The organism is Streptomyces sp. NPDC002054 (genome assembly GCF_040296685.1).
Lineage (GTDB): Bacteria > Actinomycetota > Actinomycetes > Streptomycetales > Streptomycetaceae > Streptomyces.
In genome coordinates this window covers 65,053-90,419 of sequence record NZ_JBEOXT010000018.1, presented here as the reverse complement: position 1 = coordinate 90,419, position 25,367 = coordinate 65,053, and the positions used below count along the sequence as shown (strand labels likewise).

The following is a 25,367-nucleotide window of genomic DNA, read 5'->3' as shown; positions in this document are numbered from 1 at the left end:
GCGGGCGGGAAGGTGTGCGCCGACCGCACGACAGGCGCACCAACTCCCCACCCCTGGAGAACCGATGCCGCTCAGCCGTAGAGATTTCGCCGCCCGTTCCGTCCTCGCCGGTGCGGGAGTCGCCCTCACCGGGACGGTCGGTGCCCTCGCCACCGCGCCGGGGGCGCTGGCGGCCGACGAGAGCACCCTGCGCGACGAGCACGGCCGGCCCTGCGCACCGGGGTACGGCCCGCTGCTCCCCGACCCGGCGGGCCTGCTGGCCCTGCCGGCCGGCTTCTCGTACCGGGTGCTCACGCACAGCGGTGTCACCCGGCTGGACTCCGGCGAGTACACCCCCTCCAACCACGACGGCACCGCCGCCTTCGCCGGCCACCGCGGGGTGACCCTGCTGGTCAACAACCACGAGCTGAAGGGTGCCCGGTCGAACTGGGAGCACCCGGTGCCGCTCACCGAGGGCCTGGTCTACGATCCGGCCGCGGCCGGCGGCTGCACCGTCGTCGAGGTCCGGCGCGGCGGCGAGGTGGCCGAATGGGTCGGCATCGCCGGTACGTCGACCAACTGCGCCGGTGGCGCCACCGCCTGGGGCACCTGGCTGACCTGCGAGGAGAACTCGGACCAGGCCGGCAAGAACGGCATGACCAAGGACCACGGCTATTGCTTCGAGGTCGACCCCCACGACCGCCGTGCCAACCGGGACCCCAAGCCGATCAAGGCCTTCGGGCGGTATGACCACGAGGCCGTGGTGATCGACCCGAAGCGGGGCGACGCCTACCTGACCGAGGACGCCTCCGGCCCCAACGGGCTGCTCTACCGCTGGACCCCGCCCCAGGGCTTCCGGCACGGGCGCGGCCGGCTGCGCACCCTCGCCGACGACGCGGGCGTGCTGTCCGCAGCCAAGTGCTTCGACAGCTCCGGCCGACAGGTGGACGACCTCTCGCGGGCCACCCGGATCGGCACGGTCTACGGGGTCGACTGGGTTCCGGTGCCGGACCGGGACGCGCGGACCGTGCCGGTGCGCAAGCAGTTCGCGGACGGGGCCGTCACCCGGGCCCGCAAGCTGGAGGGCATGTGGTGGGCCGACGGGGGCGCGTACTTCGTCTCCTCGTACGCCCGGGAGGAGAGCCCGGGTGCCGCACACGACGGCCAGGTGTGGTTCTACGACCCGAAGCGGCGCACCGTTCGGCTGACCGTCCTCCTCGGGGTGAACGCCGACCCGGCCGCTGACGGCGGTTACGACGGGCCCGACAACATCACGGTCTCCCCGTACGGCGGGCTGATCATCGCCGAGGACGGTGCGGGTCTGCAGCACCTCTTCGGAGCCACGGAGTCGGGGCGCACCTATCCGCTGGCGCGCAACGACCTGAACATCGGGACCGCGGAGGAGCCGGAGTTCTCCGAGTTCACCGGGGTCTGCTTCTCGCCGGACGGACGCACCCTGTTTGCCAACGTCCAGGACCCGGGGATCATGCTGGCGATCACCGGGCCGTGGCGGCGCAAGCACTGAGGCAGACCCGCTCGGCGCCCGCCCTTGAACAGCGGCGCCGAGCGGCTGGGCGGGCGCTCAGCGGGCCGAGCTGCCGGCCACCTCTGCGTGGTCGGCGGCGGCCCACTCGGCGAGGAGGAACTCGTACGCCGCCGAGGGCCACTCCTCGCCCTCCGACCGGGTCTCGACCAGGTGCCGTATCGCCGCGTTCGCCTCAGCGGCGGACGGGCGGGCGGGACCCGGGGGCGATGGCGTCTCGTACATGCATCCAAGGCTACGGGCGGGCACTGACAGCTACCTCCGGATAAGGGGTGTGGTGGGTCACCCTGGGTGACCCACCACTGCGCCAGGGGAGCGTCAAGGGGCCCGCCCACCTGCTCAGAGAGCCTGGGCTGCGGGCTTCACCATCCCCCGCACTGTGCGGGACTTCACAAACTCGCCCATGGCCGTCATCTCCCATTCGCCGGAAAACTGCTTGATCAGCTTGGCCATCATCACGCCGGTCTGGGGCTCGGCGGTGGTGAGGTCGAAGCGGACCAGCTCCTCGCCGGTGGCCGCGTCCATCAGGCGGCAGTAGGCCTTGGCCACCTCCGTGAACTTCTGGCCGGTGAAGGAGTTCACCGTGAACACCAGGCCGGTGGCCTCCGCGGGCAGCCGGCCCAGGTCCACGACGATGACCTCGTCGTCCCCGGCGCCCTCGCCGGTGAGGTTGTCACCCGAATGCTTGACCGCCCCGCCCAGGATGGACAGCCGGCCGAAGTAGCAGCTGTCCAGGTGATTGCGCTGCGGACCGTACGCAATGACGGAGGCGTCGAGGTCGATGTCCCGGCCGCGGTACGCGGGCTCCCAGCCGAGGCCCATCTTGACCTGGGACAGCAGCGGCTTGCCGCCCTTGACCAGGGACACCGTCTGGTTCTTCTGGAGGTTGACCCGGCCCTTGTCCAGGTTGATCTTCCCGGCGCCGAGGGTGGGGGCGGCCGGGGGAGCGGGCGGGGCCGGCGGGATGGGGGCCGCGGGCGCGGCGACCGGAGCCGGGGTGACGGGGGGCGCGGGCGCGGCCACCGGGGCCGCGGGAGCCGCCGGGGCGGCGGGCTCCTCCTCCACCGAGACGCCGAAGTCGGTGGCGATGCCGGCCAGGCCGTTTGCATACCCCTGGCCGACGGCGCGGACCTTCCAGACCCCGCCCCGCTGGTAGACCTCGACCACCACGAGCGCGGTCTCGGTGCCCAGCTGCGGCGGGGTGAAGGTGGAGATCACCGCTCCGCCGTCCGCGTTGCGCACCGTCGCCGTCGGCTCGATGCCCTGGAAGGTCTGCCCGGCGGCGTCCGGGCTGGCGGTCACCACGATCCGCTCGATGCCCGGCGGCACCGCGCTCGTGTCCACGGTGATCGAGTCCGGTGCCGCGCCGCCGCCGGACCGGTAGGTGACACCGGGCCCGGACGGCTGGTTGTAGAAGATGAAGTCGGCGTCGGAACGGACCTTGCCGTCCGCGGTGAGCAGCAGCCCCGATACATCGAGCCGTACCGGAGCGGCCACGTCCACCGTCACGCGGACGGCGTTGAGCGGCAGGTTCGAACCAGGGGTCATAGCGGTCATGCCCGCTCAACGACCGAGGTACCTTTGCCGTTCCCTTACCCTTTGGAGCAATTCAGCGGCGGCCGGTGTTGCGCGGATGGTTCTTCGCGGTGCGCTCGTTGCCGAACTTGTACGCGCCGGTCCACCGGGCCATCACCAGCTGCGCGTCCCCGGACTCGACCTCGGCCAGGAACTTCTCCGCCCGCCCGCCGCGCAGCGTTCCGGCGGCGCGGCCCTGATGGGTGATGAGCACGCTTTTGTCGGTGCGCTGTTCGTAGGTGAATCCATGGGGTCTCGGCATGGGCCGAAGCCTGCCGCGCGCCGGGCGCGGCAGGCAACGGAATTACCGCCGGAGGGGGCCCTAAGGGGTGACCCGGCGGGGCAGCCCGAGCGGGTTGGCGTCCCGCAGCTCCGGCGGAAGCAGCGGGTCCGGCACCGACTGGTACGCCACCGGGCGCAGCCAGCGCTCGATGGCGGTGCCGCCGACCGAGGTGGAGTGGGAGGTCGCGGCCGGGTACGGGCCGCCGTGGTGCTGGGCGGGCGCCACCGCCACGCCGGTCGGCCATGCGTTCACCACCACCCGTCCGGCCAGCCGGGTGACCCGGTCGATCAGCTCGGTCGCCGGGCCGGGTCCGCCCGCGGTCTCGGCCGCCGACAACTGGAGGGTGGCGCTCAGGTTCCCGGGGAGCCGGTCCAGGACCGTGGCCGCCTCGTGCTGGTCGGCGTACCGGGCGAGGACGGTCACCGGGCCGAAGCACTCCTCCAGGAGCAGTCCGTACGCCGGGTCGGCGAGCCGTCCGGCAGGCACCGAGAGGAAGCCGGCAGCGACCGTGTGCCCATCGCCCGCACCGTCACCCGCGTCGGGGCCCGGGCCGGCGGCGACGGGGGCGGTGACCTCGGGCAGTGCCGCCCGCTCGGCCACTCCGGAGACGAAGCCGTCCCGCATCCGGTGGTCGAGCAGCACCCCGGGGGCGGTGCCCGCGAGGTCCTTGGCCAGGGCCTCGGCGAGCCGGTCGCCGTCCGGGCCCGCCGGCACCAGCACCAGGCCGGGCTTGACGCAGAACTGGCCGACGCCGAGGGTGACCGAGCCCGCGAGGCCGGTGCCGATCTCCTCGGCGCGTTCGGCGGCGGCGGACGGGGTCACCACGACCGGGTTGAGGGAGCCGAGCTCGCCGTGGAACGGGATGGGCACCGGCCGGGCCGCGGCTGCGTCGAACAGAGCCCGCCCGCCCCGGATGGAACCGGTGAATCCGGCGGCGGCCACCAGCGGATGGCGGATCAGGTCCAGGCCGGCCTCGAAACCGTGGACCACGGCGACCACGCCCTCCGGCAGCCCGGCGGCAACGGCCGCCCGGCGCAGCAGCGATCCGCACAGCTCGGAGGTGGCGGGGTGATCGGGGTGGGCCTTGACCACGACGGGGCAGCCGGCGGCCAAGGCGCTCGCCGTGTCCCCGCCGGGCACCGAGAAGGCCAGCGGGAAGTTGGAGGCGGCGTACACGGCGACCACGCCGAGCGGCACCTTGTAGCGGCGCAGGCCGGGCCGCGGCGGGGTGAGCTCCGGGGCGGGGTGGTCGATCCGGATGTCGAGGTAGGAGCCCTCCTCGACGGCATCGGCGAAGGCGCGCAACTGGTAGGTGGTACGGGCCAGCTCACCGGTGAGGCGGGCGGTCCCGAGGGCGGTCTCGGCGTCGGCCGTGCGGACGACAGCCTCGGCGGATCCGTCGAGCAGGTCCGCGGCGGCGCGGAGGAAGGCGATCCGCGCGGTGCGGTCGGCGAGCGCGGCGCGGGTGGCGTGGGCCGCGCGTACGGCTTCGTCCAGGTCCTGGGGTGTGGCCTCGGCCGCAACCTGCTCGCGCTGCTTCCCGGTGCGGGGGTCCACACTCCAGACTGGTGTTGCTGCCATGCCCACTGCCTCCTGGATCGTTCAGTATTCTGAACGCCGTTCTGGTGGATGAATGATCGAACCTGCTGCGGACTCTATTTCCGCGTCCACCGGGTGAGCAAGGGCACCCCTCGGCATCAAGAGGTGCCAAAGGGCGACAGAGGGGAAAGGCAGTCGATGACCACAGCGGAGACGGCGGGCGCGCCGGCCACGGCACCGGTCAAGTCGGCGGTGCGCACGGTCCTGTTGCTGGAACACTTCGCGGCCCGGCCCGGACTGCACAGCCTGGCCGACATCCAGAACGACCTCGGACTGCCCAAGTCCAGCCTGTACATGCTGCTGCGCACCCTGGTGGACCTCGGCTGGGTGGAGACCGACACGAGCGGCACGCGCTACGGCATCGGCGTACGGGCCCTGCTGGTCGGGAGCTCGTACATCGACGGGGACGAGGTCGTGGCGGCGGCCCGGCCCACCCTGGACCGGCTCTCGGACGAGACCACCGAGACCATCCACCTGGCCCGGCTCGACGACACCAGCGTGGTCTACCTGGCGACCCGCCAGTCCCAGCACTACCTGCGGCCCTTCACCCGGGTGGGGCGCCGGCTGCCGGTCCACTCCACCGCGCTCGGCAAGGCGCTGCTGGCCACCCACACCGACGACGAGGTGCGGCTGCTGCTGCCCGAGCGGCTGGAGGCGGTGACCCCGCACACCATCACGGACCGGGAGCAGCTGATCGAGGAGCTGGCCCTGGTACGGGAACAGGGGTACGCGGTGGACCGCGAGGAGAACACCCTCGGGCTGCGCTGCTTCGGCATGGCGATCCCGTACCGCACGCCGGCCCGCGACGCGGTCAGCTGCTCGGTGCCGGTGGCCCGGCTGACCCCGGGGCACGAGCAGGCCATCAAGGCCGCACTGTTCGACGCGCGGGACCGGCTGACCCTGGTGACCCGGCGGATGTGACGCCGGAGCCCGGGATTCCTCCCCCGGGCGGGGGAGCGGGTTCCCCATTGCGGGGGAGGTGGCGGGGCGCGGCGGGCCCGATCGTTGAGGCATGACCACGGGATTCATGCACCAGACGCCGACGGCCCCCGCTCCGCTGGGCCCCGCCCGCCGGTCGCTGCGCTTTGTCGCGATCGCAGCGACCGTGCCCTATCTGACCCTCAAGACGGCCTGGCTGGCAGGGAGCCGGATCGGGATCCCCGAGGGCAGCGTGCTGCGCGAACCGGGCCTGTTCTTCACCGTCGCCAATGCCGCGACCCTGCTGATGGACGCGGTCCTGGTGGTGATCGTCCTCGCGCTCACCCGGCCGTGGGGGCGACGCATACCGGCCTGGCTGATGGCCGTTCCCGTGTTCACGGCGACCGGCCTGCTCACCCCGATCGTCGGCGGCTTCCCCGCGGTGACGCTCCTGCGGGCACTCGGTGGCGGAACGGATCCGGCGCGGGGCGGGACGAGCGAGCCCTTCCTCGACGCCTGGGTGTTCAACGTCGTCTACGTCGGCTTCTCCGTCCAGGCCCTGGCGCTCGCCGGACTGTTCGTGCCGTACGCCAGAGAGCGCTGGGGTCACCTGTGGCAGGGGAACCTCGGGGCGCCGATGTCCGCCGCGATACGGGCGGTGGCGGTGGCCGGGGCGGCCGTGGCGGTGGCCTTCGCGGCCGTGGAGCTCTACTGGACGTGCGGGGGCACCTCCGGGCTGAGCGCCGAGCTGGCGGCCACCTGGTCCTCCGATTCGGCCGTGATGGCCGTGGTCCACTCGGGGTGCGCCCTGGCCGGTGCGGCCGGCGGGCTGCTGCTCGCCTTCGGCGGCCAGCGGGCCGTCCGCGGTCCGCTGGCCCTGGCCTGGGTGGCAGGTTCGGCCGCGGCGGCCTGGGGGCTGTGGCTCGGCATCGCCGTCCTCGGCCCGGAGGCCGATCCCGGCAAGCAGGCCACCACCGTGATGCAGCTCGCCTACGCTGGCCAAATGATCACCGGACTGCTCGTCGGAACCGTCCTGACCCGGTTCCTCACCAGCCGGCGCGGCGGGAGCCGCGCCGGATGAGACGACTGCTCGCGGCGTCGGTCGGGCTCCGCTGGGTCCACCTGATACTCGGCGGCGCCCTGCTCATGCCGTACTACCTGCTGGCCACGGTGGTGGCCGGCATGCTCGGCAGAAACACCTTCACCTCCCTCGGTGCACTGCTCCTGATCTATGCCGGAGCCCTCCCGATCGCCGCCGTCACGGCACTGTTCCCGCTGGTCCGGCCGATGTCGGTGGCCGTGGTCCGGGCCATGTGCGGAGTGCCGGGGGAGCGGCTGGCCGAGGGGCCGGCCGGGTCCTGGGCCGCGCGCGGGCGGGCCTCGGCGTGGTGGACCCTGCACCTGGGGGTCGGGGCCGTGGTCAGCGGGATGACCCTGGCCGTGCCGCCGATGGGGGTGGTGCTGCTGGTCCTGCCGCTCGTGCCCCGGCTGCAGCGGGCCGAGCTCGGGCTGGGCTGGTTCTCCACCGGCGCCTCGGTCTGGGCCGCGCCCTTCCTCGGCCTTCTGCTGTTGGCCGCCCTGATCCTCTGTGCGGCGGGGGCCGGGGCGCTGCTGGCCCGGCTGGCGCCGGTCCTGCTCGGGCCCACCGCCGCCGACCGGCTGGCCGCCGCCGAGGAGCGGGCCGCGGAACTGGCCGTCCGCAACCGGCTGGCCCGCGAACTGCACGACGCGGTGGGGCACGCCCTCAGCGCGGTCACCCTGCAGGCGGTGGCCGCCCGGCGGGTGCTGGACACCGACCCGGAGTTCGTCCGGGAGGCGCTGGCCGCCATCGAGGACACCACCCGGCGCACGGTGGGCGAGCTGGACGCCGTACTGGGCCTGCTGCGGGACGGGGATGCGGCCCGGCCCGACGCGGCGCCCGCCCCCTGCCTGCACACCGACCTGGAGGGCCTGCTGGCCCGTACCCGGGCCGCCGGCACCCCGGTCGCCGAACGCCAGGGTCCGGGCCCGGCCGGCAGCTGGGAGCGGCTGCCGGCGATCGTCTCCCGGGAGGCGTACCGGATCGTCCAGGAAGGCCTGAGCAACGCGATGAAACACGGCGGCGGTCCGGTGGAGCTGAGCATCGCCGTGCAGGCCGCACCCGGCGGGCAGCACACCCATGAACTGGAGATCAGCATGACCAACCCACCGGCCCCGGCCGGAATCCGGGCCGATCGCACCACCGGCGGCCGGGGCCTGCGCGGCACCGCCGAGCGGGCCGCGCTGCTCGGCGGCAGCGTGGAAGCGGGCCCCCGCGACGGACACTGGCGGCTGCGGGCCGTCCTCCCGCTCGGCGCCGAACCAGCCGCGGGCCGGCCCCGCGCCGCGGACCCCACAGGCGGTTCCCGATGAGCGGGATCCCGATGAGCGGGCCCGCCATGAGCCAGCCCGCCATGAGCCGGCCGCCGCTGCGCATCGTCCTGGCCGACGACGAGCGCATGGTCCGTACCGCCCTGCGGGTCATCCTCGATGCGGAGGAGGACCTGACGGTCGTCGGCGAGGCCGTCGACGGAGCCGAAGCCGTCTCCCAGGTCCGCGCCCTCGCCCCCGACGTGGTGCTGATGGACGTCCGGATGCCCGGCATCGACGGCATCCGGGCCACCGAGCAGATCCTCGCCACCATGCCCGAGCCGCCCCGGATCGTGGTCGTCACCACCTTCGAGAACGACTCCTACGTCTACGGGGCGCTCCGCGCCGGCGCCTCCGGGTTCCTTCTCAAGCGGGCCGACCCGGAAGAGCTCGTCGGCGCCGTCCGGCTGGTCGCCCGCGGCGACTGCCTGCTCTTCCCCGCCGCCGTCCGCGCCCTGGCCGACCGGCACGCCGCGGCGGCGCCCCCCGCCGCCGCGCCCTGGGTGGACCGGCTCACCGACCGGGAGGCTGACGTCCTGCGGCTGATGGCGACCGGACTGTCCAACCACGAGATGAGCGAACGGCTCGGGGTCGGCCCGCAGACCGTCAAGTCCCACGTGGCCGGCGTGCTGTCCAAGACCGGCTCGCGGGACCGCACCCAGGCGGTCATCGCCGCGTACGAGGGGGGATTCCTCATGAAGAAACCCTGAGAACTCCGCCACAATCGGGGCAGAGCGGAACGCCTGCTGCCGCCGGTGCGTCCTCCAGGGGGATGAACAAGACGATCAGGCGTGCGTCGGTCTTCTGTCTGCTGCTGGTTCTGGCCCTGCTGGTACGGGTCACCTGGGTGCAGGCATACCAAGGCCAGGCCCTCGCAGAAGACGAACACAACCAGCGGAACACGATCGCGGCCTACGCGAACCCGCTGGGCAACATCATCGTGGGCGGGGAGGCGATCACCGGCTCCCAGCAGACGGGCGGCAACACCTACGGCTACAAGCGGACGTACACGAACGGCGAGCTCTACGCGCCCGTCACCGGCTACAGCTCACAGGTCTTCGGCAAGACGCAGCTGGAGTACGTCTACGCGGACGTCCTGAACGGCTCCGACAACCGGCTCAAGACCCCCATGGACGTGTTCACCAACAAGCGCGCCGACCCGGGCAACGTGCTGACCACCGTCGATGCCGAGGTACAGAAGGCCGGCTACGAGGCCCTGAAGGGGAAGAAGGGCGCGGCCGTCGCGATCGACCCCGCCACCGGCGCGATCCTCGGCATGGTGGTCAACCCGTCCTACGACCCGAACCGCATCACCGGCGCCCTCGACGGAGAGGCCTGGAAGGAGCTCTCCGCCGACCAGGGCAAGGCGCTGGAGAACCTGGCCGCCCGCAACCCGATGGCCCCCGGCTCGACCTTCAAGCTGGTCACCCTTGCGGCGGCCCTGGAGAACGGCCTGGTCGGCTCGCTGGACACACCGACCGGCATCCCGGACCCGTACACCATCCCGGGCACCAGGACCCTGCTGAAGAGCGAGGCGGGCTCGGCGGCCTGCAACAACGTTTCGGTGCGCACCGCCCTGCGGCTGTCCTGCAACAACGTCTTCGCGGAGCTGTCCTCCCGGCTCGGCCAGGACAAGATGCGGGCCATGTCGGAGAAGTTCGGCTTCAACCAGGAGCAGCGCATCCCGTTCCGCGCCGACCCGGGCAAGTACCCGTCGAAGAAGATGTCCAAGGACCAGGTCGCGCAGACCGGCATCGGCCAGTTCGACGTCCAGGCCACCCCGCTCCAGATGGCCATGGTCACGGCCGCCATCGAGAACGGCGGCAAGCTGGTCGACCCGCACATCGTCTCCCAGGTGACCGACTCGAGCGGCAGCGTCCTCGAATCCTTCGACGAGCCCAAGTCCCGGCAGGTCGTCAGTCCGGAGACCGCCTCGAAGATCCAGGACGTCATGCGGACCGTGGTCGCCGAGGGCGGCGGCAAGCCGGCCAAGGTCGCCGGCGCCGAAGTCGGCGGCAAGACCGGTACCGCGCAGCGCGGAGTGAACAACAGCATTCCGCCGCTGGCCTGGTTCACCTCGTACGGGAAGCTGGGCGGCAAGCAGATCGCGGTCGCGGTGATGATCGAGAACTCAGACACCGACCGGTCGGAGATCGGCGGCGGCCGGCTGGCCGCCCCCGTCGCCCAGAAGATGATGCAGGCCTGGCTGCAGGGCTGACCCGGCCACCGCGCCGCCGGGCCCCCTGCCCCCGGGCCACCACGCCGCCGGGGCCGCGCGCCGGGAACCGCCACGGTTCCCGGCGCGTTGTTGTCCCCATGATCAGAACCGCGCTGCCCGCCGACCTCGACGCGATCGCCGCCCTGCACAGCCGCGCCCGCGCCACCTACTACCAGGGCCACATACCGGAAGAGGCCTACGCAGGCGTCGCGGAGCTGACCCGGACCCGCGAAGGCTGGTCCCGGGCCGTGGCCCGCGGCGACGGCGTGGTGCTCTGCGCGGAGCAGGACGGCGAGCTCGCCGGCGTGGCCGCCTTCCGCGCGGTGGACGGCCAGATGACCCTCACCCAGCTCCATGTCGACCCCGGCCACTGGCGGCGCGGCATCGGCGCCGCCCTGCACGCGGCCTGCCTCACCGCCTGGCACCGCGCCGAAGTCCGCCGGGTCCGCCTGGAGGTCTACGAGCACAACCTGCGCGCCCAGGCCTTCTACACCGCTCTGGGCTGGCGCCCGGACCCCGCCGCCCCGCCCTCCGGCTCCCACCGCACGCTGTGGCTGACCCTGCCCGGCCCGTCCGGGGAATGAGACGCTCCGGGCCGGTGTTCCAGACCGTGACCCCCACAGACCCGGAGAGAAGAAGGATCATGCGCGTCGAGATCTGGAGCGACATCGCCTGCCCGTGGTGCTACATCGGCAAGGCCCGGTTCGAGAAGGGACTGGCCGCGTTCGCGCACCGGGACCGGGTCGAGGTGGTCTTCCGGTCCTTCGAGCTCGACCCGAACGGCCCCCGGGGAACCGCCGCGCCGGTCGTCGAGATGCTCGCCAAGAAGTACGGCCGCACCCTCGACGAGGCCCGCGGGATGGAGGAGCACGTCGCCGCCACCGCCCGGGCCGAGGGGCTCGACTACCGCACCGACGGCCGGGACCACGGCAACACCTTCGACATCCACCGGCTGTTGCACCTGGCAGCCGCCCGGGGCCGCCAGAACGCCCTGCTCGACCTGGCCTTCCGGACGAACTTCGCCGCGGACCGGTCGGTCTTCGACCCTGAGGTGCTCGCCGGGCTCGCCGTCGAGGCCGGCCTGGACGAGGCGGAGGTCCGGGCCGTACTCGCCGACGAGACCGCATACGCCGACGCCGTGCGCGCCGACGAGCGCGAGGCCGCGGAACTCGGCGCGAACGCCGTACCGTTCTTCGTCCTGGACCGGCGGTACGGGATCTCCGGCGGGCAGCCCGCCGAGGTGTTCACCCGCGCGCTGGAGCAGGCGTGGGAGGGGTACGAGCCGGTCGGCACCGACCCGGCGGCGGAGGCCTGCGAGCCCGACGGCTCCTGCGCGGCACCGCAGGCATAAGGAAACCCCGGCGAAGCCGCGCCGATCAACGCAATGGACGCGGGGTGGCTCCCGGCGCACAGTGGAGCCATGGATCTTCCACTCGCGGACCCGGAGTTCGCGCCTTCGACGACCTACCTCAACACGGCCAGCTGCGGGGTCCTGCCGCGCAGTGCCGTGGCCGCGATGCAGGAACTGGCCGAGGCGGCTGCGGCCGGAACGGCGGCCGGCTTCGGGGACTTCGACCGGGTGGCCGGAGCGCGCGAGCGCTTCGCCCGCCTGGTTGGTGTTGGTTTGGACCGGGTGGCGGTCGGCTCCGCCGTCTCCACCCATGTCGGCCTGATCGCCGCCACTCTGCCCGCCGGAGCCGAAGTCCTCCTCGCCGAGGGGGACTTCGCGTCGGTGATCAACCCGTTCGTGGTCCGTGGGGACCTCAAGCCCCGGTTCGTACCCCTGGAGGCGCTTGCGGAGGCGGTCCGCAAGGACACCGCGCTGGTCGCCGTCAGCGCGGTCCAGTCCGCGGACGGGCGGGTGGCCGACCTGGCGGCGATCCGCGCGGCCACCGCCGCCCACGGCACGCCGATGCTGGTGGACACCACCCAGACGGTGGGCTGGCTGCCGTTCGACGCGACCCCGTACGAGTACACGGTCACGGCCGGCTACAAGTGGCTGCTCGGCGTGCGCGGGGCCTCCTGGCTGACGGTCTCCGAGGCCGCGCAGGACACCCTGGTCCCGCTGCACGCGGGCTGGGTGGCGGCGCGGTCGCCCTGGGATGCGACGTACGGCCCGATGCAGGAACTCGCGCCCGACGCGCGGCGGTTCGACGAATCCCCGACCTTCCTGGCCTACTACGCGGCCGAGGCTTCGCTGGCGCTGCTGGAACGGATCGGGATCGAGGCGGTGCACGCCCACAACCTCGGGCTGGCCGCCCGCTACCGGGCGGGGCTGGCGGAGCTGGGCATGGTCCCGGTGCCGGGGGAGTCCCCGATCGTCGCGGTGCCGGGGCTTGCGGGGCGGCAGCCGGAGCTGGCTCGCGCCGGAGTATTGGCGGCTGCGCGGGCGGGGGCGTTGCGGGCGTCGTTCCACCTGTACAACACGAAGGCGGACGTGGACCGCCTCCTGAACGCGCTCGCCCCCTGACCCCGCCACCGCTGCGCGGGGCCATTCCCCCACCCCGCCCCTCCCCGAACCCGGAGCTCCGCCCCGGACCCCGTCGGGGCTGCGCCCCGGCCCCTCCGGTGCCCGGGCTGCGCCCGGCACCGCTTCTTGGGGCTCGGCCCCGGACCCCTTGCGGCGCTGCGCACCGCACCGCCCTTCGGGGCTCCGCCCCAGACCCCATTGGGGCTGCGCCCCAGGCCCCTTGGGGGGCTGCGCCCCCGGACCCCGCTGGGGCTGTCCCCGTCCGCCCCCGAGTGCCCGGGCTTCGGCCCGGCACTGGGGCTGCGCCCCCGGACCCTGTTGGGGCTGGCCCAGCCCGCCCGGGTGCCCGGGCTGCGCCCGGCACTGCTTCTTGGGGCTCCACCCCGGACCCCTTACGGTGCTGCGCACCGCACCGCCTTTCGGGGCTCCGCCCGGACCCCGCTGGGGCTGGCCCCGCCCGCCCGGGTGCCCGGGCTTCGCCCGGCACCGGGGCTGCACCCAGCCTCCCTCGCGGGGCTGCGCCCCGGACCCCTCGCGGGGCTGCGCCCCGGACCCCTCGCGGGGCTGCGCCCCGGACCCCTCGCGGGCTCCGCCCCAGCCCCCGTTGGGGCTGGGCCCCGCCCCCGCCCCGGCGGTCAGCGGGCCAGGGTGGCGGACCAGGCTGCCGTGGCGGCGGTCAGGGCCCGAGTCGGGGGAGTCGACAGGGCGGTGGCCAGGGAGGTCAGGGCTGAGGTGATTGATGCCAGGTCGGCTGCCGGGCCGTAGTGGTTGACTCGGACCATTTCGTGGGCCAGCGCGCCACCGGCCGCCGCCAGCGGTGCCGACGGATCCGCCGCCAGCGCCTTGGCGACGACCAGAGAGGCGTCCAGCACCCGGAGGGTGGTGGCGACCGGGGCCGCCTCCGTCGCGCGGCCCACGTACGGGGTCAGGCCCAGCGCCGCCGCGCCCGCCCGGGTCGCCGCCGCCGCAGCCGCGTGCCGGGCCAGCAGGGCCGGCAGGCCCTCCTCCGCGATCCGCCCGAGACAGGCCTCCAGCGCCAGCATCTCCAGCTGCGCCGGCGCGTGCAGCAGCGCCTTGCGCCCGCCGTCGATCCAGCGCTCCTTCCAGTCCAGCAGGGACAGGTACGAGCGGCGCGGAGCGGCCGGGTTGGCCGCGAAGCGGGCCCAGGCCAGGTCCGAGACCGAGACCGCCGAGACGCCCGCCGGGCCGCCCATCGCCTTCTGCGCGCCGATCACGCACAGGTCCACGCCCCACTCGTCCGGCAGCAGCGGCTCCGCACCCACCGAGGCCACCGCGTCCAGCATGAACAGCGCCCCGTGCGCACGGACCACCTCGCCGATCGCCGCCACCGGGTTGGTGTTGCCCGTCGCCGCCTCCGCGTGCACCAGGGAGACGAAGTCGATCTCCGGGTGCGCGGCCAGGGCGGCGGCGACCTGATCGGCGGTCACCGCCGTGTCGAACGGCACCGCCAGGTCGACCACCGTCGCCCCGCAGTCCCGCAGCCAGTTCCCGAACGTGGTCCCGTACGGGCCGGTCACCACGTTCAGCGCGGTGGAGCCAGGACGCGCTCCGGACCGGATGCACCCCTCCAGCGGCAGCAGCGCCTCGCCCTGCGTGATCACCACGTCCTGGCGGGTCCCCAGGAGGTCCGCGACCCCCTGCTCGATCGAGGCGAAACGCTCCGCGGTCAGCGGGGGCAGGTCCAGCAGCGGGTGGGCCGCGGGGTGGTTCACGGGGTGGTTCACGGTGGTGCTCTCTTCGTTCGGAGGTGCCCGCAGAGCGTACCCAGGACGTGCGTACAGTGCCCGTATGAGCGAAGTGCTGCATGTGAAGGGGCGCGTGCTGGTCGGGCCCGAGGAGGTCCGCGAGGAGCTCTGGGTCGTCGGCGGCCGGATCACCTACGAGCGTCCGCGCACCGCCCGGGAGACCACCACCGTGTCGGGCTGGGTACTGCCCGGACTGGTGGACGCCCACTGCCACGTCGGGCTCGACCGCCACGGCCCGGTCGACGACGCGACCAGCGAGAAGCAGGCGCTGACCGACCGGGAGGCCGGCACCCTGCTGATCCGGGACGCCGGTTCGCCCTCCGACACCCGCTGGATCGACGACCGCGAGGACCTGCCGAAGATCATCCGGGCCGGGCGGCACATCGCCCGTACCCGCCGCTACATCCGCAACTACGCCCATGAGATCGAGCCCACGGACCTGGTCGCCTACGTCGGGCGTGAAGCGCGGCGCGGCGACGGCTGGGTGAAGCTGGTGGGGGACTGGATCGACCGGGAGGCCGGGGACCTCACCGCCTGCTGGCCGCGGCCCGAGGTCGAGGCGGCGATCGCGGAGGCGCACCGGCTCGGTGCCCGGGTCACCGCGCACTGCTTCGCCGAGGACTCGCTGCGCGATCTGGTGGAGGCGGGCATCGACTGCATCGAGCACGCCACCGGGCTGACCGAGGACACCATTCCGCTGTTCGCCGAGCGCGGGGTGGCGATCGTGCCGACCCTGGTCAACATCGCGACGTTCCCGCACCTCGCGGACGGCGGCGAGGCCAAGTTCCCCCGCTGGTCCGCACACATGCGGCGCCTGCACGAACGGCGTTACGACACGGTGCGGTCGGCGTACGACGCGGGCGTGCCGGTGTACGTGGGCACGGACGCGGGCGGCTCACTGCCGCACGGCCTGGTCGCGGCCGAGGTGGCGGAGCTGGTGAAGGCCGGGATCCCGGTGCGGGACGCCCTGTCGGCGACGACCTGGGGGGCCCGGGAGTGGCTGGGCCGGCCCGGGCTGGCGGAAGGGGCGCCGGCCGACCTGGTGGTGTACGGGGCGGACCCGCGGGCCGACGTTGGGGTGCTGGCGGACCCGCTGCGGGTGGTGCTCAACGGGCAGGTGCGCGCTTGACGCGACCGTGACGCCGAGGTGCGGGCGGTCGTTGAACCTCCCGCATTCGGCGCCTCCCGTGGGGCAGGAGTGGGGCGGGAGGGAACCTGCGTTCCAGGTGGGGTTTGAAGAATCGAATATGTGCGTGGAAACCACCCTTTGGGGTGAACTGACGCCAGGTGGCTGCCTGTTCACTCTCAGTGCGTAAAGATTCCGGGGTCGAGGCCGTCGGCGCGCGCAATGTCCCCCATTGGCGCCGCGACGGCTCCAAAACTCCTTGGGGGTTCCACCACCTTGAACAGCAACACCTTCCGCATGCCCGCAGTCCTGCTTGCCGCCGCCATGCCCCTCGCCCTGTTCGCCGCCGCCCCCGCGTACGCGACCGGGAATCCGGGCGGCAGCGCGGGCGGGGGTGCCGAGGGCAAGGCCGGCGCGGTGGTCCTCCGCGCCGGGCTGGACGTCGGCCTGCTCAACAAGACCGTCCAGGTGCCGTTGAAGACCAGCCTGAACGAGGTCAACGCCCCTGCCACGGCGGAGAAGACCGCGCTGACCGTGACCCTCGACGGAGTCGAGCAGGGCAAGCCGGTGAGCGTGCTGCGCGCGGACGTGGCGAGCTCCAAGGCGACCGCGGACCGGACCCGGGCAGCCGCCGAGGTCCGGCTCGTCAATGCCAAGGTCCATGTGCCCGGTCTGCCGCTGCTGTCCCTGATCGAGGTGGAGAAGGTCACCTCCAAGGCCGTGTGCGAGGCCGGCCGGAAGCCGGTGGCGAGCTCGAACGTGCTCGGGTCGGTGACGGTGCTGGGGAAGCGGACCACGCTGTCGGCGGGCGGGACGACCAAGGTGTCGGTGCCCGGGGTGGGCGAGGTCAGCCTGGTGCTGTCCGGCACCGAGACCACCGACCGCACCGCCGCCGCGGCGGCCCTGCGGCTGAAGGTCTCGGTCAACCCGCTGAAGCTGAACGTGGCGGAGGTGGACGGCGAAGTGGTCCTCGCCGAGGCCCGCTGCGAGGCCCCGGCGGTGGCGTCCACGCCGCCCTCGACCGGGCCGGAGCCCACGCCGGGCGCGTCCACGGCCGCGTCCGCGGCCGAGCCGGTCGATTCTGCGAAGTCCGACATGAAGCCGCAGACCTCCGGGACCCAGGCCAACCTGGCCGAGACGGGCGGCAGTTCGATGACCCCGTACGTGGCGGGCGGCGCGCTGATCCTGCTGGGTGTGGGCGGGGGCGCGCTGGTCCTGGCGCGGGGCCGCGGGCGCAACCAGGCCTGACGGCCGGGTCGGCCGGGCCCGTCGTAAGGCTGCGACGCCGGCCGGTCGTGACGCCGGCCGCCCGTGACGCCAGCCGGTCGCGGCGCTAGCGGGTCGCGCGCTGCAAACCCTGCTGGGCCGCCCCGCGCGACAGCACCGCCTCCGTGACCTGCCGGTCTACGGCCGTGTAGTCGCCCCGCGGGGCGGTGCTCGCGCAGGAGGTGCAGACGACCCGGAACGGCGGGCCCATGTCCGAGTACTGGGTGAAGTACTCGGCCTTCACCACCTCCCAGCGGCCCGGGTGCGCGGCGGACGGGTTCAGGGTGAAGCGGGGGATGGAGGACTGGTTGCCGCGCTTCTTGTCCGCGGGCACGAAGCTCGCGACCTGGTCCCCCATCCCGAACACCACCCAGGTGCCGTTGATCTTCTCGTACGGCTGCGGCACGTGGTTGTGCGTGCCGATGATCAGGTCGATGTCGGGGAGACCGCCGGTGCGGGACGCGGTCAGCGCCTGGGCCAGCTCGCGCTGCTGGGCGTCGGGGGCGGTCTGCCACTCGGTGCCCCAGTGGATGCTGAGCACGACCACATCGGCCCCGGCGGCGCGCGCCGCCCGCGCGTCCGCGATGATCCGGTCCCGGTCGAGGAGGTTCACGGCCCAGGGCTTGTCCGACGGGAGCGGAATGCCGTTCGTGCCGTACGTGTACGACAGCTGGGCTATCTGCGCGCCGCCGGCCGAGAGCAGCGCCGGAGCCTTGGCCTCGGCGGCCGTGCGGGCCGAGCCGACGTGCTTGATGCCGACCCGGTCGAGGTGGTCGAGGGTCCGGGTGAGGCCGTCGTAGCCGGCGTCCAGGGTGTGGTTCGACGCCGTCGAGCAGCTGTCGTAGCCGGCGTCCTTGAGGGCGTCGGCGAGCTGGTGCGGGGCCTTGAAGGTCGGGTACCCGGTGTAGGGGCCGCCGGGCCGGCCGTACGGTATCTCGTGGTGGCAGATGGCCACGTCGGCGGCCTCGACGAGGGGCTTGACGCCCGCCAGTATCTTGCGGAAGTCGTGGCCGCCGCCCGGGCCCGCATCGTCGGCGGCGCGCTGGATGATCGACGGGTACGGGATGATGTCCCCGGTCGCCACCAGGGTGAACGGCTGGGCATCGCCGTCGGCCTGCCGGCCGGGCAGTGCGGGCGCGTTCGCCGAGGGCGGCCCGAGGCGCTGCGGGGCCGTGGCTCCGTCACCGCCGATCAGCGTGACCCCGCCGTACACCGCCGCCCCGGCGATGGCCACCCCGGCCACCACCGCCCCAACCTTCGCGGATATCCGCACCTTGTCCCCCCAGCTCGTTCTTGCGCCCCACACTCTCGCACGCGCTCCCCGCCGCTCCACGACCGGCCCGCCGCGCCGGGCTGCGGGAAGCCCGCTGTGCGTGCGTCGCCTGCGACCGGCGGCGCGCCGAGGCGGTGCCTCACCGGAGTGCGCCGTTGATCCGTTGCCGGGCGGTGCGCCGCTCGTGGTGCGCTGGTTAGCCCCTGCGGGCCGGTGGGTGGCTGGCGGGGGGGCCGCCCGGGTGACCCGGACTGCCCTGCGGGCAGGGGGTGTCCGGCGGCCGGCGGCATCGCGGCAAGCCGCGCTGCCGGGCGGGCCGGGCCGGGACCGGCCCTGATCCGTCGGGCACCCCTATGGCGTGGTCAGGGTCAGGGCCGTGTCCAGGGCCTGGAGGAAGCGGTTTGTTGTCGGGCGGTCGCGGACCGCGATGCGGAGCCAATCCGGGCCGAGGCCCGGGAAGGTGTCGCCGCGGCGGACCGCGAAGCCGAGGGCGCGCAGGCGGGTGCGGAGCTCGGCGGCGCGGGGCACGCGGATCAGCACGAAGGGGGCCTCCGCCGCCGCGACGACGGTGAGTTCCTCGAACTCCGCCAGCCCCGCCAGCAGATGCGCCCGGTCCACCGCGATCTGCCGCGCCGCGGCCTCCGCCTCCGCCAGCGCCGCCGGCGACACGCACGCCGACGCCGCCACCAGCGCCGGCGTGGACACCGGCCACAGCGGCCGGACCCGCTCCAGCGCCGCGATCGTCCGCGGCTCCGCCAGGACATAGCCGATCCGCAGCCCCGCCAGCCCCCAGGTCTTCGTGAGGCTCCGCAGGACGATCAGGCCCGGCAGGTCCGTACGCCCGGCCAGCGCCTCCCGCTCGCCCGGCACCGCGTCCATGAACGCCTCGTCCACCACCAGCGTGCGGCCCGGCCGGGCCAGCGCGGCCAGCGCGGACGCCGGATGCAGCACCGATGTCGGGTTGGTGGGATTGCCGACGATCACCAGGTCGGCGTCCTCCGGCACCGCCGCCGGGTCCAGCCGGAACCCGTCCGCCTCCCGCAGCAGCACCCGTTCCACCCGGTGCCCCGCGTCCCGCAGCGCCGCCTCCGGTTCGGTGAACTGCGGGTGCACCACCACCGGCCGGACCGCCGCCACGGCCCGGGCGATCAGCACGAACGCCTCCGCCGCCCCCGCCGTCAGCAGGACCCGCTCCACCGGCAGCCCGTGCCGGGCCGCCACCGCCGCCCGGGCGGGCCGCCCGTCCGGGTAGGCCGCGAGGGAGTCCAGCGAGCCGGCGATACGTTCCTTCAGCCAGGCCGGCGGGGTGTTCGCCCGTACGTTGACCGCCAGGTCCACCAGACCGGCCGCCGCGCCCGCCACCTCGGCGTCGCCGTGGTGCCGCAGGTCGTGCGCCTCGGCGGTGGCCACCGCGCAGGTCGCCGCCGCCGACTTCCGCTTCGGTACGAGCAGTTCACCGCCCGCCGCCAGAGCCGCAGCCTCCGCCACCGACGGGGTGCCCACCGCCGCCGCGGCCACCGCCCCTGCCGTCGGCCCAGCCGCCGGCCCGGCGCCCGGCACCGGCACCAGGGCCAGGTCCTCCGCGGGATAGGTCACCAGCGGTACGCCGAAACGTTCCGCCGCGCCCGTGATCCCGGCCTCCCCGCCCTTCGCCGCCACCGTCGCCAGCGCCGACACCGCGCCGAGCCCCAGCCCGGCCGCCCGCAGCGACTCCTCGACCAGCCCGCAGATCTCCTCCACGGAGACCCCCGCACGGCTGCCGACCCCGACCACCACCCGCTCACTCTCGCCCATCCGGGGTCCTTTCCCAGTCGTCACAGACATGTTGGCCGCCACCCCGCGCGCGGACGTGCGCGCAGCGCCGCCAGTCGGTATCCAGGGGCACATGGCGGTGATCGTGGCGTTGGGCGCGTTCCTCATGACCCTGGCGGGCGGGTGGACGGCGCAGCGCGTCACCGACCGCCGCCACCTGGTACTCGGCCTGGCCGGCGGGCTGATGCTCGGCGTGGTGGGCCTGGACCTGCTGCCGGAGTCGCTGAATGCCGCGGGCCGTCCCGTGTTCGGAGTTCCGCTCGCCCTGCTGCTGTTCGTGGCCGGCTTTCTGGTCGCGCACGTGGTGGAGCGGCTGCTGGCGGTGCGCCATGCCGCGCACGGAGCCGAGAACGGGGCCGGCAGCGGCGCCGACGGCGGCCGGGTCCCCCAGGTCGGGCTGACCGCCGCCGCGGCCATGGTCGGCCACAGCCTCGCCGACGGAGTGGCCCTCGGTGCGGCCTTCCAGGTCGGCGGCGGCATGGGGGTGGCCGTCGCCCTGGCCGTCATCACCCATGACTTCGCCGACGGGTTCAACACGTACACCCTCACCCGGCTGTACGGGAACGACCGCCGCAAGGCCCTGCTCATGCTGTTCGCCGACGCCGCCGCCCCGGTGGTCGGCGCCGCGTCCACGCTGCTGTTCACCCTGCCCGAGGAACCCCTCGGCGCGTACCTCGGGTTCTTCGGCGGGGCGCTGCTCTATCTCGCCGCCGCCGAGATCCTGCCCGAGGCACACCACCGGCACCCCGCCCTGTCCACCCTGATGTGCACGGTGGGCGGGGTGGCCGGGATCTGGCTGGTCGTCGGCATCGCGGAGTGAGCTCATGGGGCCGTGCGGCTCCCGGGGGACCCCGCCGAGGCCGCAGCCGCAGCCGCCGCAGCCGTTGTGAAGCGGGCGGCCACCGACGGGTCCGCCGTCCAGTGCGTGTGCAGATAGCTGGCGTGCACACCGCCCTGTACGAAGCCCTCGACGCGGCGCTCGGGATGCGTGAACCCCCACGCCGGGGCGGCGCCCGCGCCGGGCTCGATCACCGTCCGGTGGAACTCGTGCCCGCGCAGCCGGCCCCCGGCCGGTGCGAGCACGCTGTCCGATACGGCGACGGCCTCGCGGTAGCCCAGGGTGAGCCGCTCCGACATCCGCGCGTCGGCGTCGAGCACCCCGCACATCGGCTTCCCGTCCAGCGACCGGGCCAGGTAGAGCAGGCCCGCGCACTCGGCGGCGATCGGCGCGCCGGCTGCGGCGAGGTCGGCCACGGCCTTGCGGAGGGGTTCGTTCGCGGCGAGCTCGGGGGCGTACACCTCGGGGAAACCGCCGCCGATGACGAGCGCGCTCGTGCCATGGGGGAGGGCTTCGTCGTGGAGGGGGTCGAAGGTGACGACTTCGGCGCCGGCGGCGGTGAGGAGCTCGGCGTGCTCGGCGTAGGAGAAGGTGAAGGCGGGGCCGCCGGCGAGGGCGATGACAGTTCCCCCACCCCGCCCCTTCCCGAAACCGGGGCTACGCCCCGGACCCCGTTCCGGGGGCTGCGCCCCCGGCCACCCGACCGCCGGGGCTGCGCCCCCAGCCCCCGCCCGGGGCCCCGCCCCGGAGCCGGCCGGGGCTGCGCCCCCGGACCGTGCCGTTGCGACCGCCGCCAGCGCGCCCTCCGGCGACCAGGTGTCGCACAGCAGGGGTGGCGCGCTGCGGGCCAAGGCGAGCAAGGCCTCCAGGTCGCAGCCGGACCGGACCTGTTCGGCCAGGGCCGCCACCGCGGCCACCGCGTCCGCGCGGCGCTCGGCCACCGGGACCAGGCCCAGGTGTCGGGACGGCGTCGCGACCTGCGGGGCCCGCCGCAGCACGCCGAGCACCGGCATGCCGGCCTCCTCCAGCGCCTCCCGCAGCATCGCCTCGTGCCGGTCCGAGCCCACCTTGTTCAGGATCACGCCGCCCAGCCGCACCTGCGGGTCGAACGACGCGAAGCCGTGCACCAGCGCGGCCACCGACCGGGACTGCGAGGACGCGTCCACCACCAGCACCACCGGCGCCCGCAGCAGCTTCGCGACCTGGGCGGTCGAGGCCAGTTCGCCCCGCCCGGCAGCCCCGTCGTACAGGCCCATCACGCCTTCGACCACGGCCAGATCGCAGCCGGCCGCGCCGTGCGCGAACAGCGGAGCGATCAGCTCCGGCCCGCACATGAACGCGTCCAGGTTGCGGCCCGGGCGGCCCGTCGCCAGCGCGTGGTAGCCCGGGTCGATGTAGTCGGGCCCGGCCTTGTGCGGGGACACGGCCAGGCCGCGCCCCGCGAAGGCCGCCATCAGGCCCGTGGCGACGGTGGTCTTACCGCTGCCCGAGGAGGGCGCGGCGATCACCAGCCGCGGGACGGTCACGGAGGAGCTCACCACTCGATGCCCTTCTGGCCCTTCTGGCCGGTGTCCATGGGGTGCTTGATGTTGGTCATCTCGGTGACCAGATCCGCGAACTCCACCAGCTTCTGCGGCGCGTTCCGGCCGGTGATCACCACGTGCTGGGTGCCGGGCCGGTTCCGCAGCACCTCGATCACCTCGTCCACGTCGATCCAGCCCCAGTGCAGCGGGTACGCGAACTCGTCCAGCACGTACAGCTTGTGCGTCTGGGCCGCCAGATCGCGCTTGACCTGCTCCCAGCCCTCCCTGGCCGCCTGCTCGTTGTCGAGCTGCGCATCGCGCTGCACCCAGGACCAGCCCTCGCCCATCTTGTGCCAGACCACCGTGCCGCCCTCGCCGGAGGCACCCAGCACCTTCAGCGCGTTCTCCTCGCCGACCTTCCACTTCGCCGACTTGACGAACTGGAACACCCCGATCGGCCAGCCCTGGTTCCAGGCGCGCAGGGCCAGCCCGAAGGCCGCCGTGGACTTGCCCTTGCCCGGGCCGGTGTGGACGAAGACCAGCGGCCGGTTGCGGCGCTGACGCGTCGTGAGACCGTCGTCGGGAACGACGGTCGGCTGTCCCTGAGGCATTACGCGGCCCTCCTGTTGCGGGAGTTGCTGGGGTTGCTGGGGTTGCTCTGCGATGACACCGATGTGCGTACGTCCCTTACGAGCCCGGCCAGCGAGTCGGCCCGCAGCCCGTCCAGGGTGACGGACGGACCGCCCAGGTCCGCGGCCAGCGCCCCGGCCAGACCCAGCCGGACCGGGCCCGCCTCACAGTCCACGACCACCGAGGCGACACCCTCGTGCGCCAGCAGCCGTGCGCTGCGGCTGCCGGCCGCCCGCGGGTCCCCGCCGAGGGAGCCCGCCGAGGTGGCCCGCCCGTCGGTCACCACGACCAGCAGCGGGCGCCGCGAGGGATCGCGCAGCCGCTCGATGCGCAGCACCTCGTGCGCCTTGAGCAGGCCGGATGCCAGCGGGGTACGGCCGCCGGTGGGCAGCAGTTCCAGCCGGGCGGCGGCCGTGTCCACCGAGGAGGTGGGCGGCAGCGCCAGCTCGGCGCCCGCACCCCGGAAGGTGATCAGGCCGACCTTGTCCCGCCGCTGGTAGGCGTCCAGCAGCAGCGACAGCACCGCGCCCTTGACCGCGCTCATCCGCTTCCGGGCGGCCATCGAACCGGAGGCGTCGACCACGAACAGCACGAGGTTGCCCTCGCGACCCTCCCGGGTGGCCTGCCGCAGGTCGTCCTTGCGGATGACCAGACCGCGGCCGGCCCGGCCCCGGGCCCGCTGGTGCGGGGCGGCGGCCTGCACGGTCGCGGCGAGGTGCAGCTTCGTCAGCTGCCCGCGGGGGCGCTGGGAGCCGGTGGTACGGCCGTGCGCGGTCCGCGCCCGCGAGCGCCGGCCGGCGGCGCCCTCGCCCAGGCCGGGCACGCTCAGCATCCGGGTCCGGAACGGCTCGGACGCCCGTACGGCCGCCTGGACCGGCCCGTCCGCCGTGGTGTCCGCGCTGCTCGGGGGTTGTGGTGCGGAGTCCGCCGAGGGCTCCGGGCCCTGCTCCGGTCCGGGCCTGTCCCGGTCCTCCGGGCCCTGCGCGGCCCGGTCGTCCTCCGGCCCGGCCTGCGGCGGCACACCGCCGCCACCGTCCGGCCCGCCGTCGCCATCTCCGTCTGCGTCGCCGTCCGGGTCGGACCCGGGCTCCGGCTCGGGGTCCGGATCGGGTTCCGGCTCGTCGTCCGGGAAACCGTTCAGGATCTCGTCCAGCCGGTCCTCGTCCAGGCCCGGTGCGTCGAAGGGATTGCGCCGCCGCCGGTGCGGGAGCGCCAGCAGGGCGGCCTGCCGGACGTCCTCCTTCCGGACCTCCGTACGCCCGGCCCACGCGGCCAGAGCCGTCGCCGTCCGGGCCATCACGATGTCGGCCCGCATCCCGTCGACCTCGAAGCCCGCGCAGGTCGCCGCGATCTGCAGCAGTGCCACATCACCCAGCCGGACCCGCGGCAGCAGGGCCCGGGCGGCCACCACCCGGTCCCGTACCGCGGCCTCCTCCGCGGCCCAGCGGGCGGCGAAGCCCGCGGAATCGTCGTCGTAGGCGAGCCGCCGCCGTACGACCTCCACCCGCTGCTCGGGCTCGCGCGAGGCGGCGACCTCGACGGTGAGCCCGAACCGGTCGAGCAGCTGTGGGCGCAGCTCGCCCTCCTCGGGATTCATGGTGCCGACGAGCAGGAACCGGGCCGCGTGCCGGACGGACACGCCCTCGCGCTCGACGTAGGAGGCGCCCATGGCAGCGGCGTCGAGCAGGACGTCCACGAGGTGGTCGTGGAGGAGGTTGACCTCGTCCACGTAGAGGATGCCCCGGTGTGCGTCGGCCAGCAGGCCGGGCTCGAAGGCCTTCACGCCGTCGGCGAGGGCACGTTCGAGGTCGAGGGCTCCGACGAGCCGGTCCTCGGAAGCTCCGACCGGCAGCTCCACCATCCGGGCGGGCCGCTCGGCGGAGCTGCCGGACCCGTGGGGGCCGTCCGGGCAGCCCGGGTCGGGCGTGGCAGGGGCGCAGGAGAACCGGCAGCCGGGGACCACGTCCACCTGCGGCAGCAGGGCCGTCAGGGCGCGGACGGCGGTGGACTTGGCGGTGCCCTTCTCGCCGCGGACCAGCACCCCGCCGACCGCGGGGCTGACGGCGTTGAGGAGCAACGCCAGCCGGAGGTCGGTCTGGCCGACCACCGCGGTGAACGGGTAGGGCGTGCTCATGCGTGACTCCTTCGAAGGTGCGGCGG

General features: G+C 74.2%; 22 protein-coding genes. 12 read left to right on the top strand and 10 right to left on the bottom strand.

From position 1 onward, the window contains the following. The first annotated feature begins 64 nt into the window (after positions 1–64). On the top strand, positions 65–1,504 hold the full coding sequence (locus ABT123_RS18890; protein ID WP_351315559.1) for an alkaline phosphatase PhoX: 1,440 nt from the start codon (positions 65–67) through the stop codon (positions 1,502–1,504). 57 nt (positions 1,505–1,561) lie between these two features. On the opposite strand, the gene ABT123_RS18885 is transcribed toward ABT123_RS18890, so the two are convergent. From ABT123_RS18885 to ABT123_RS18870, 4 genes are all read right to left on the bottom strand, one after another. Beyond that, a complete protein-coding gene (locus ABT123_RS18885) occupies positions 1,562–1,747 on the bottom strand; it encodes a hypothetical protein (protein ID WP_351315556.1) in 186 nt (61 codons plus the stop codon). 114 nt (positions 1,748–1,861) lie between these two features. Beyond that, a complete protein-coding gene (locus ABT123_RS18880; protein WP_351315553.1) occupies positions 1,862–3,079 on the bottom strand; it encodes a TerD family protein in 1,218 nt (405 codons plus the stop codon). A gap of 52 nt (positions 3,080–3,131) precedes the next feature. Beyond that, complete coding sequence (locus tag ABT123_RS18875; RefSeq protein WP_351315550.1) at positions 3,132–3,359, bottom strand: hypothetical protein; 228 nt, start codon at positions 3,357–3,359, stop codon at positions 3,132–3,134. Positions 3,360–3,419: 60 nt separating this feature from the next. Then, positions 3,420–4,961, bottom strand: coding sequence for an aldehyde dehydrogenase (NADP(+)) (locus tag ABT123_RS18870; protein ID WP_351315547.1), 1,542 nt, complete (start codon positions 4,959–4,961; stop codon positions 3,420–3,422). Positions 4,962–5,117: 156 nt separating this feature from the next. Between ABT123_RS18870 and ABT123_RS18865 the strand changes: the two genes are divergently transcribed. The 8 genes from ABT123_RS18865 to ABT123_RS18830 all read left to right on the top strand — a co-directional run bounded on the left by ABT123_RS18865 (position 5,118) and on the right by ABT123_RS18830 (position 12,973). Then, positions 5,118–5,900, top strand: a complete 783-nt coding sequence (locus ABT123_RS18865) for an IclR family transcriptional regulator (RefSeq protein WP_351315545.1) — start codon at positions 5,118–5,120, stop codon at positions 5,898–5,900. A gap of 91 nt (positions 5,901–5,991) precedes the next feature. Further along, on the top strand, positions 5,992–6,978 hold the full coding sequence (locus tag ABT123_RS18860; RefSeq protein ID WP_351315542.1) for a hypothetical protein: 987 nt from the start codon (positions 5,992–5,994) through the stop codon (positions 6,976–6,978). Continuing rightward, positions 6,975–8,288 carry a sensor histidine kinase gene (locus tag ABT123_RS18855; RefSeq protein ID WP_351315539.1) on the top strand — a complete coding sequence of 438 codons (1,314 nt, stop codon included), beginning with the start codon at positions 6,975–6,977 and terminating at the stop codon, positions 8,286–8,288. Before ABT123_RS18860 ends, ABT123_RS18855 begins: the two co-directional genes overlap by 4 nt. Before the next feature lie 41 nt (positions 8,289–8,329). Continuing rightward, positions 8,330–8,995, top strand: coding sequence for a response regulator (locus ABT123_RS18850; protein ID WP_351315771.1), 666 nt, complete (start codon positions 8,330–8,332; stop codon positions 8,993–8,995). Positions 8,996–9,057: 62 nt separating this feature from the next. Further along, a complete protein-coding gene (locus tag ABT123_RS18845) occupies positions 9,058–10,503 on the top strand; it encodes a peptidoglycan D,D-transpeptidase FtsI family protein (protein ID WP_351315536.1) in 1,446 nt (481 codons plus the stop codon). 98 nt (positions 10,504–10,601) lie between these two features. Then, a complete protein-coding gene (locus tag ABT123_RS18840) occupies positions 10,602–11,087 on the top strand; it encodes a GNAT family N-acetyltransferase (RefSeq protein ID WP_351315533.1) in 486 nt (161 codons plus the stop codon). A 59-nt stretch (positions 11,088–11,146) separates the two neighbouring features. Next, positions 11,147–11,854 (top strand): DsbA family oxidoreductase, encoded by a 708-nt coding sequence (locus tag ABT123_RS18835; protein ID WP_351315530.1) that lies wholly within the window; start codon positions 11,147–11,149, stop codon positions 11,852–11,854. A gap of 33 nt (positions 11,855–11,887) precedes the next feature. After that, positions 11,888–12,973, top strand: a complete 1,086-nt coding sequence (locus ABT123_RS18830; RefSeq protein WP_502970985.1) for an aminotransferase class V-fold PLP-dependent enzyme — start codon at positions 11,888–11,890, stop codon at positions 12,971–12,973. Between the two features lie 635 nt (positions 12,974–13,608). Here ABT123_RS18830 and ABT123_RS18825 read toward each other — a convergent pair. Then, on the bottom strand, positions 13,609–14,718 hold the full coding sequence (locus ABT123_RS18825; RefSeq protein WP_351315525.1) for an aminotransferase class V-fold PLP-dependent enzyme: 1,110 nt from the start codon (positions 14,716–14,718) through the stop codon (positions 13,609–13,611). A 64-nt stretch (positions 14,719–14,782) separates the two neighbouring features. On the opposite strand from ABT123_RS18825, the gene ABT123_RS18820 reads away from it, so the two are divergent. Beyond that, entirely contained in the window at positions 14,783–15,868 is a 1,086-nt protein-coding gene (locus tag ABT123_RS18820) for an amidohydrolase family protein (protein WP_351315522.1), read from the top strand. Between the two features lie 273 nt (positions 15,869–16,141). Next, complete coding sequence (locus ABT123_RS18815) at positions 16,142–17,113, top strand: SCO1860 family LAETG-anchored protein (protein ID WP_351315520.1); 972 nt, start codon at positions 16,142–16,144, stop codon at positions 17,111–17,113. 85 nt (positions 17,114–17,198) lie between these two features. Here ABT123_RS18815 and ABT123_RS18810 read toward each other — a convergent pair whose 3' ends face one another. Both ABT123_RS18810 and cobC read right to left on the bottom strand, forming a co-directional pair. Next, positions 17,199–18,404 carry a CapA family protein gene (locus ABT123_RS18810; protein WP_351315517.1) on the bottom strand — a complete coding sequence of 402 codons (1,206 nt, stop codon included), beginning with the start codon at positions 18,402–18,404 and terminating at the stop codon, positions 17,199–17,201. A 351-nt stretch (positions 18,405–18,755) separates the two neighbouring features. After that, positions 18,756–20,198 (bottom strand): Rv2231c family histidinol phosphate aminotransferase CobC, encoded by a 1,443-nt coding sequence (gene cobC, locus ABT123_RS18805; protein WP_351315515.1) that lies wholly within the window; start codon positions 20,196–20,198, stop codon positions 18,756–18,758. Positions 20,199–20,289: 91 nt separating this feature from the next. Here cobC and ABT123_RS18800 point away from each other — a divergent pair, with 91 nt between their 5' ends. Beyond that, complete coding sequence (locus ABT123_RS18800; RefSeq protein WP_351315512.1) at positions 20,290–21,036, top strand: ZIP family metal transporter; 747 nt, start codon at positions 20,290–20,292, stop codon at positions 21,034–21,036. Positions 21,037–21,038: 2 nt separating this feature from the next. Here ABT123_RS18800 and ABT123_RS18795 read toward each other — a convergent pair whose 3' ends face one another. The 3 genes from ABT123_RS18795 to ABT123_RS18785 are packed head-to-tail and all read right to left on the bottom strand — an operon-like array spanning position 21,039 to position 25,341. Continuing rightward, the gene (locus tag ABT123_RS18795; protein ID WP_351315509.1) at positions 21,039–22,592 is read right to left on the bottom strand and encodes a cobyrinic acid a,c-diamide synthase CobB; all 1,554 of its coding nucleotides are present in this window, start codon (positions 22,590–22,592) and stop codon (positions 21,039–21,041) included. Then, the gene (gene cobO / locus ABT123_RS18790) at positions 22,589–23,188 is read right to left on the bottom strand and encodes a cob(I)yrinic acid a,c-diamide adenosyltransferase (RefSeq protein WP_351315506.1); all 600 of its coding nucleotides are present in this window, start codon (positions 23,186–23,188) and stop codon (positions 22,589–22,591) included. Before cobO ends, ABT123_RS18795 begins: the two co-directional genes overlap by 4 nt. Continuing rightward, the gene (locus ABT123_RS18785) at positions 23,188–25,341 is read right to left on the bottom strand and encodes a putative cobaltochelatase (RefSeq protein ID WP_351315503.1); all 2,154 of its coding nucleotides are present in this window, start codon (positions 25,339–25,341) and stop codon (positions 23,188–23,190) included. The genes cobO and ABT123_RS18785 overlap by 1 nt, the downstream gene beginning before the upstream one ends. Positions 25,342–25,367: the final 26 nt, after the last annotated feature.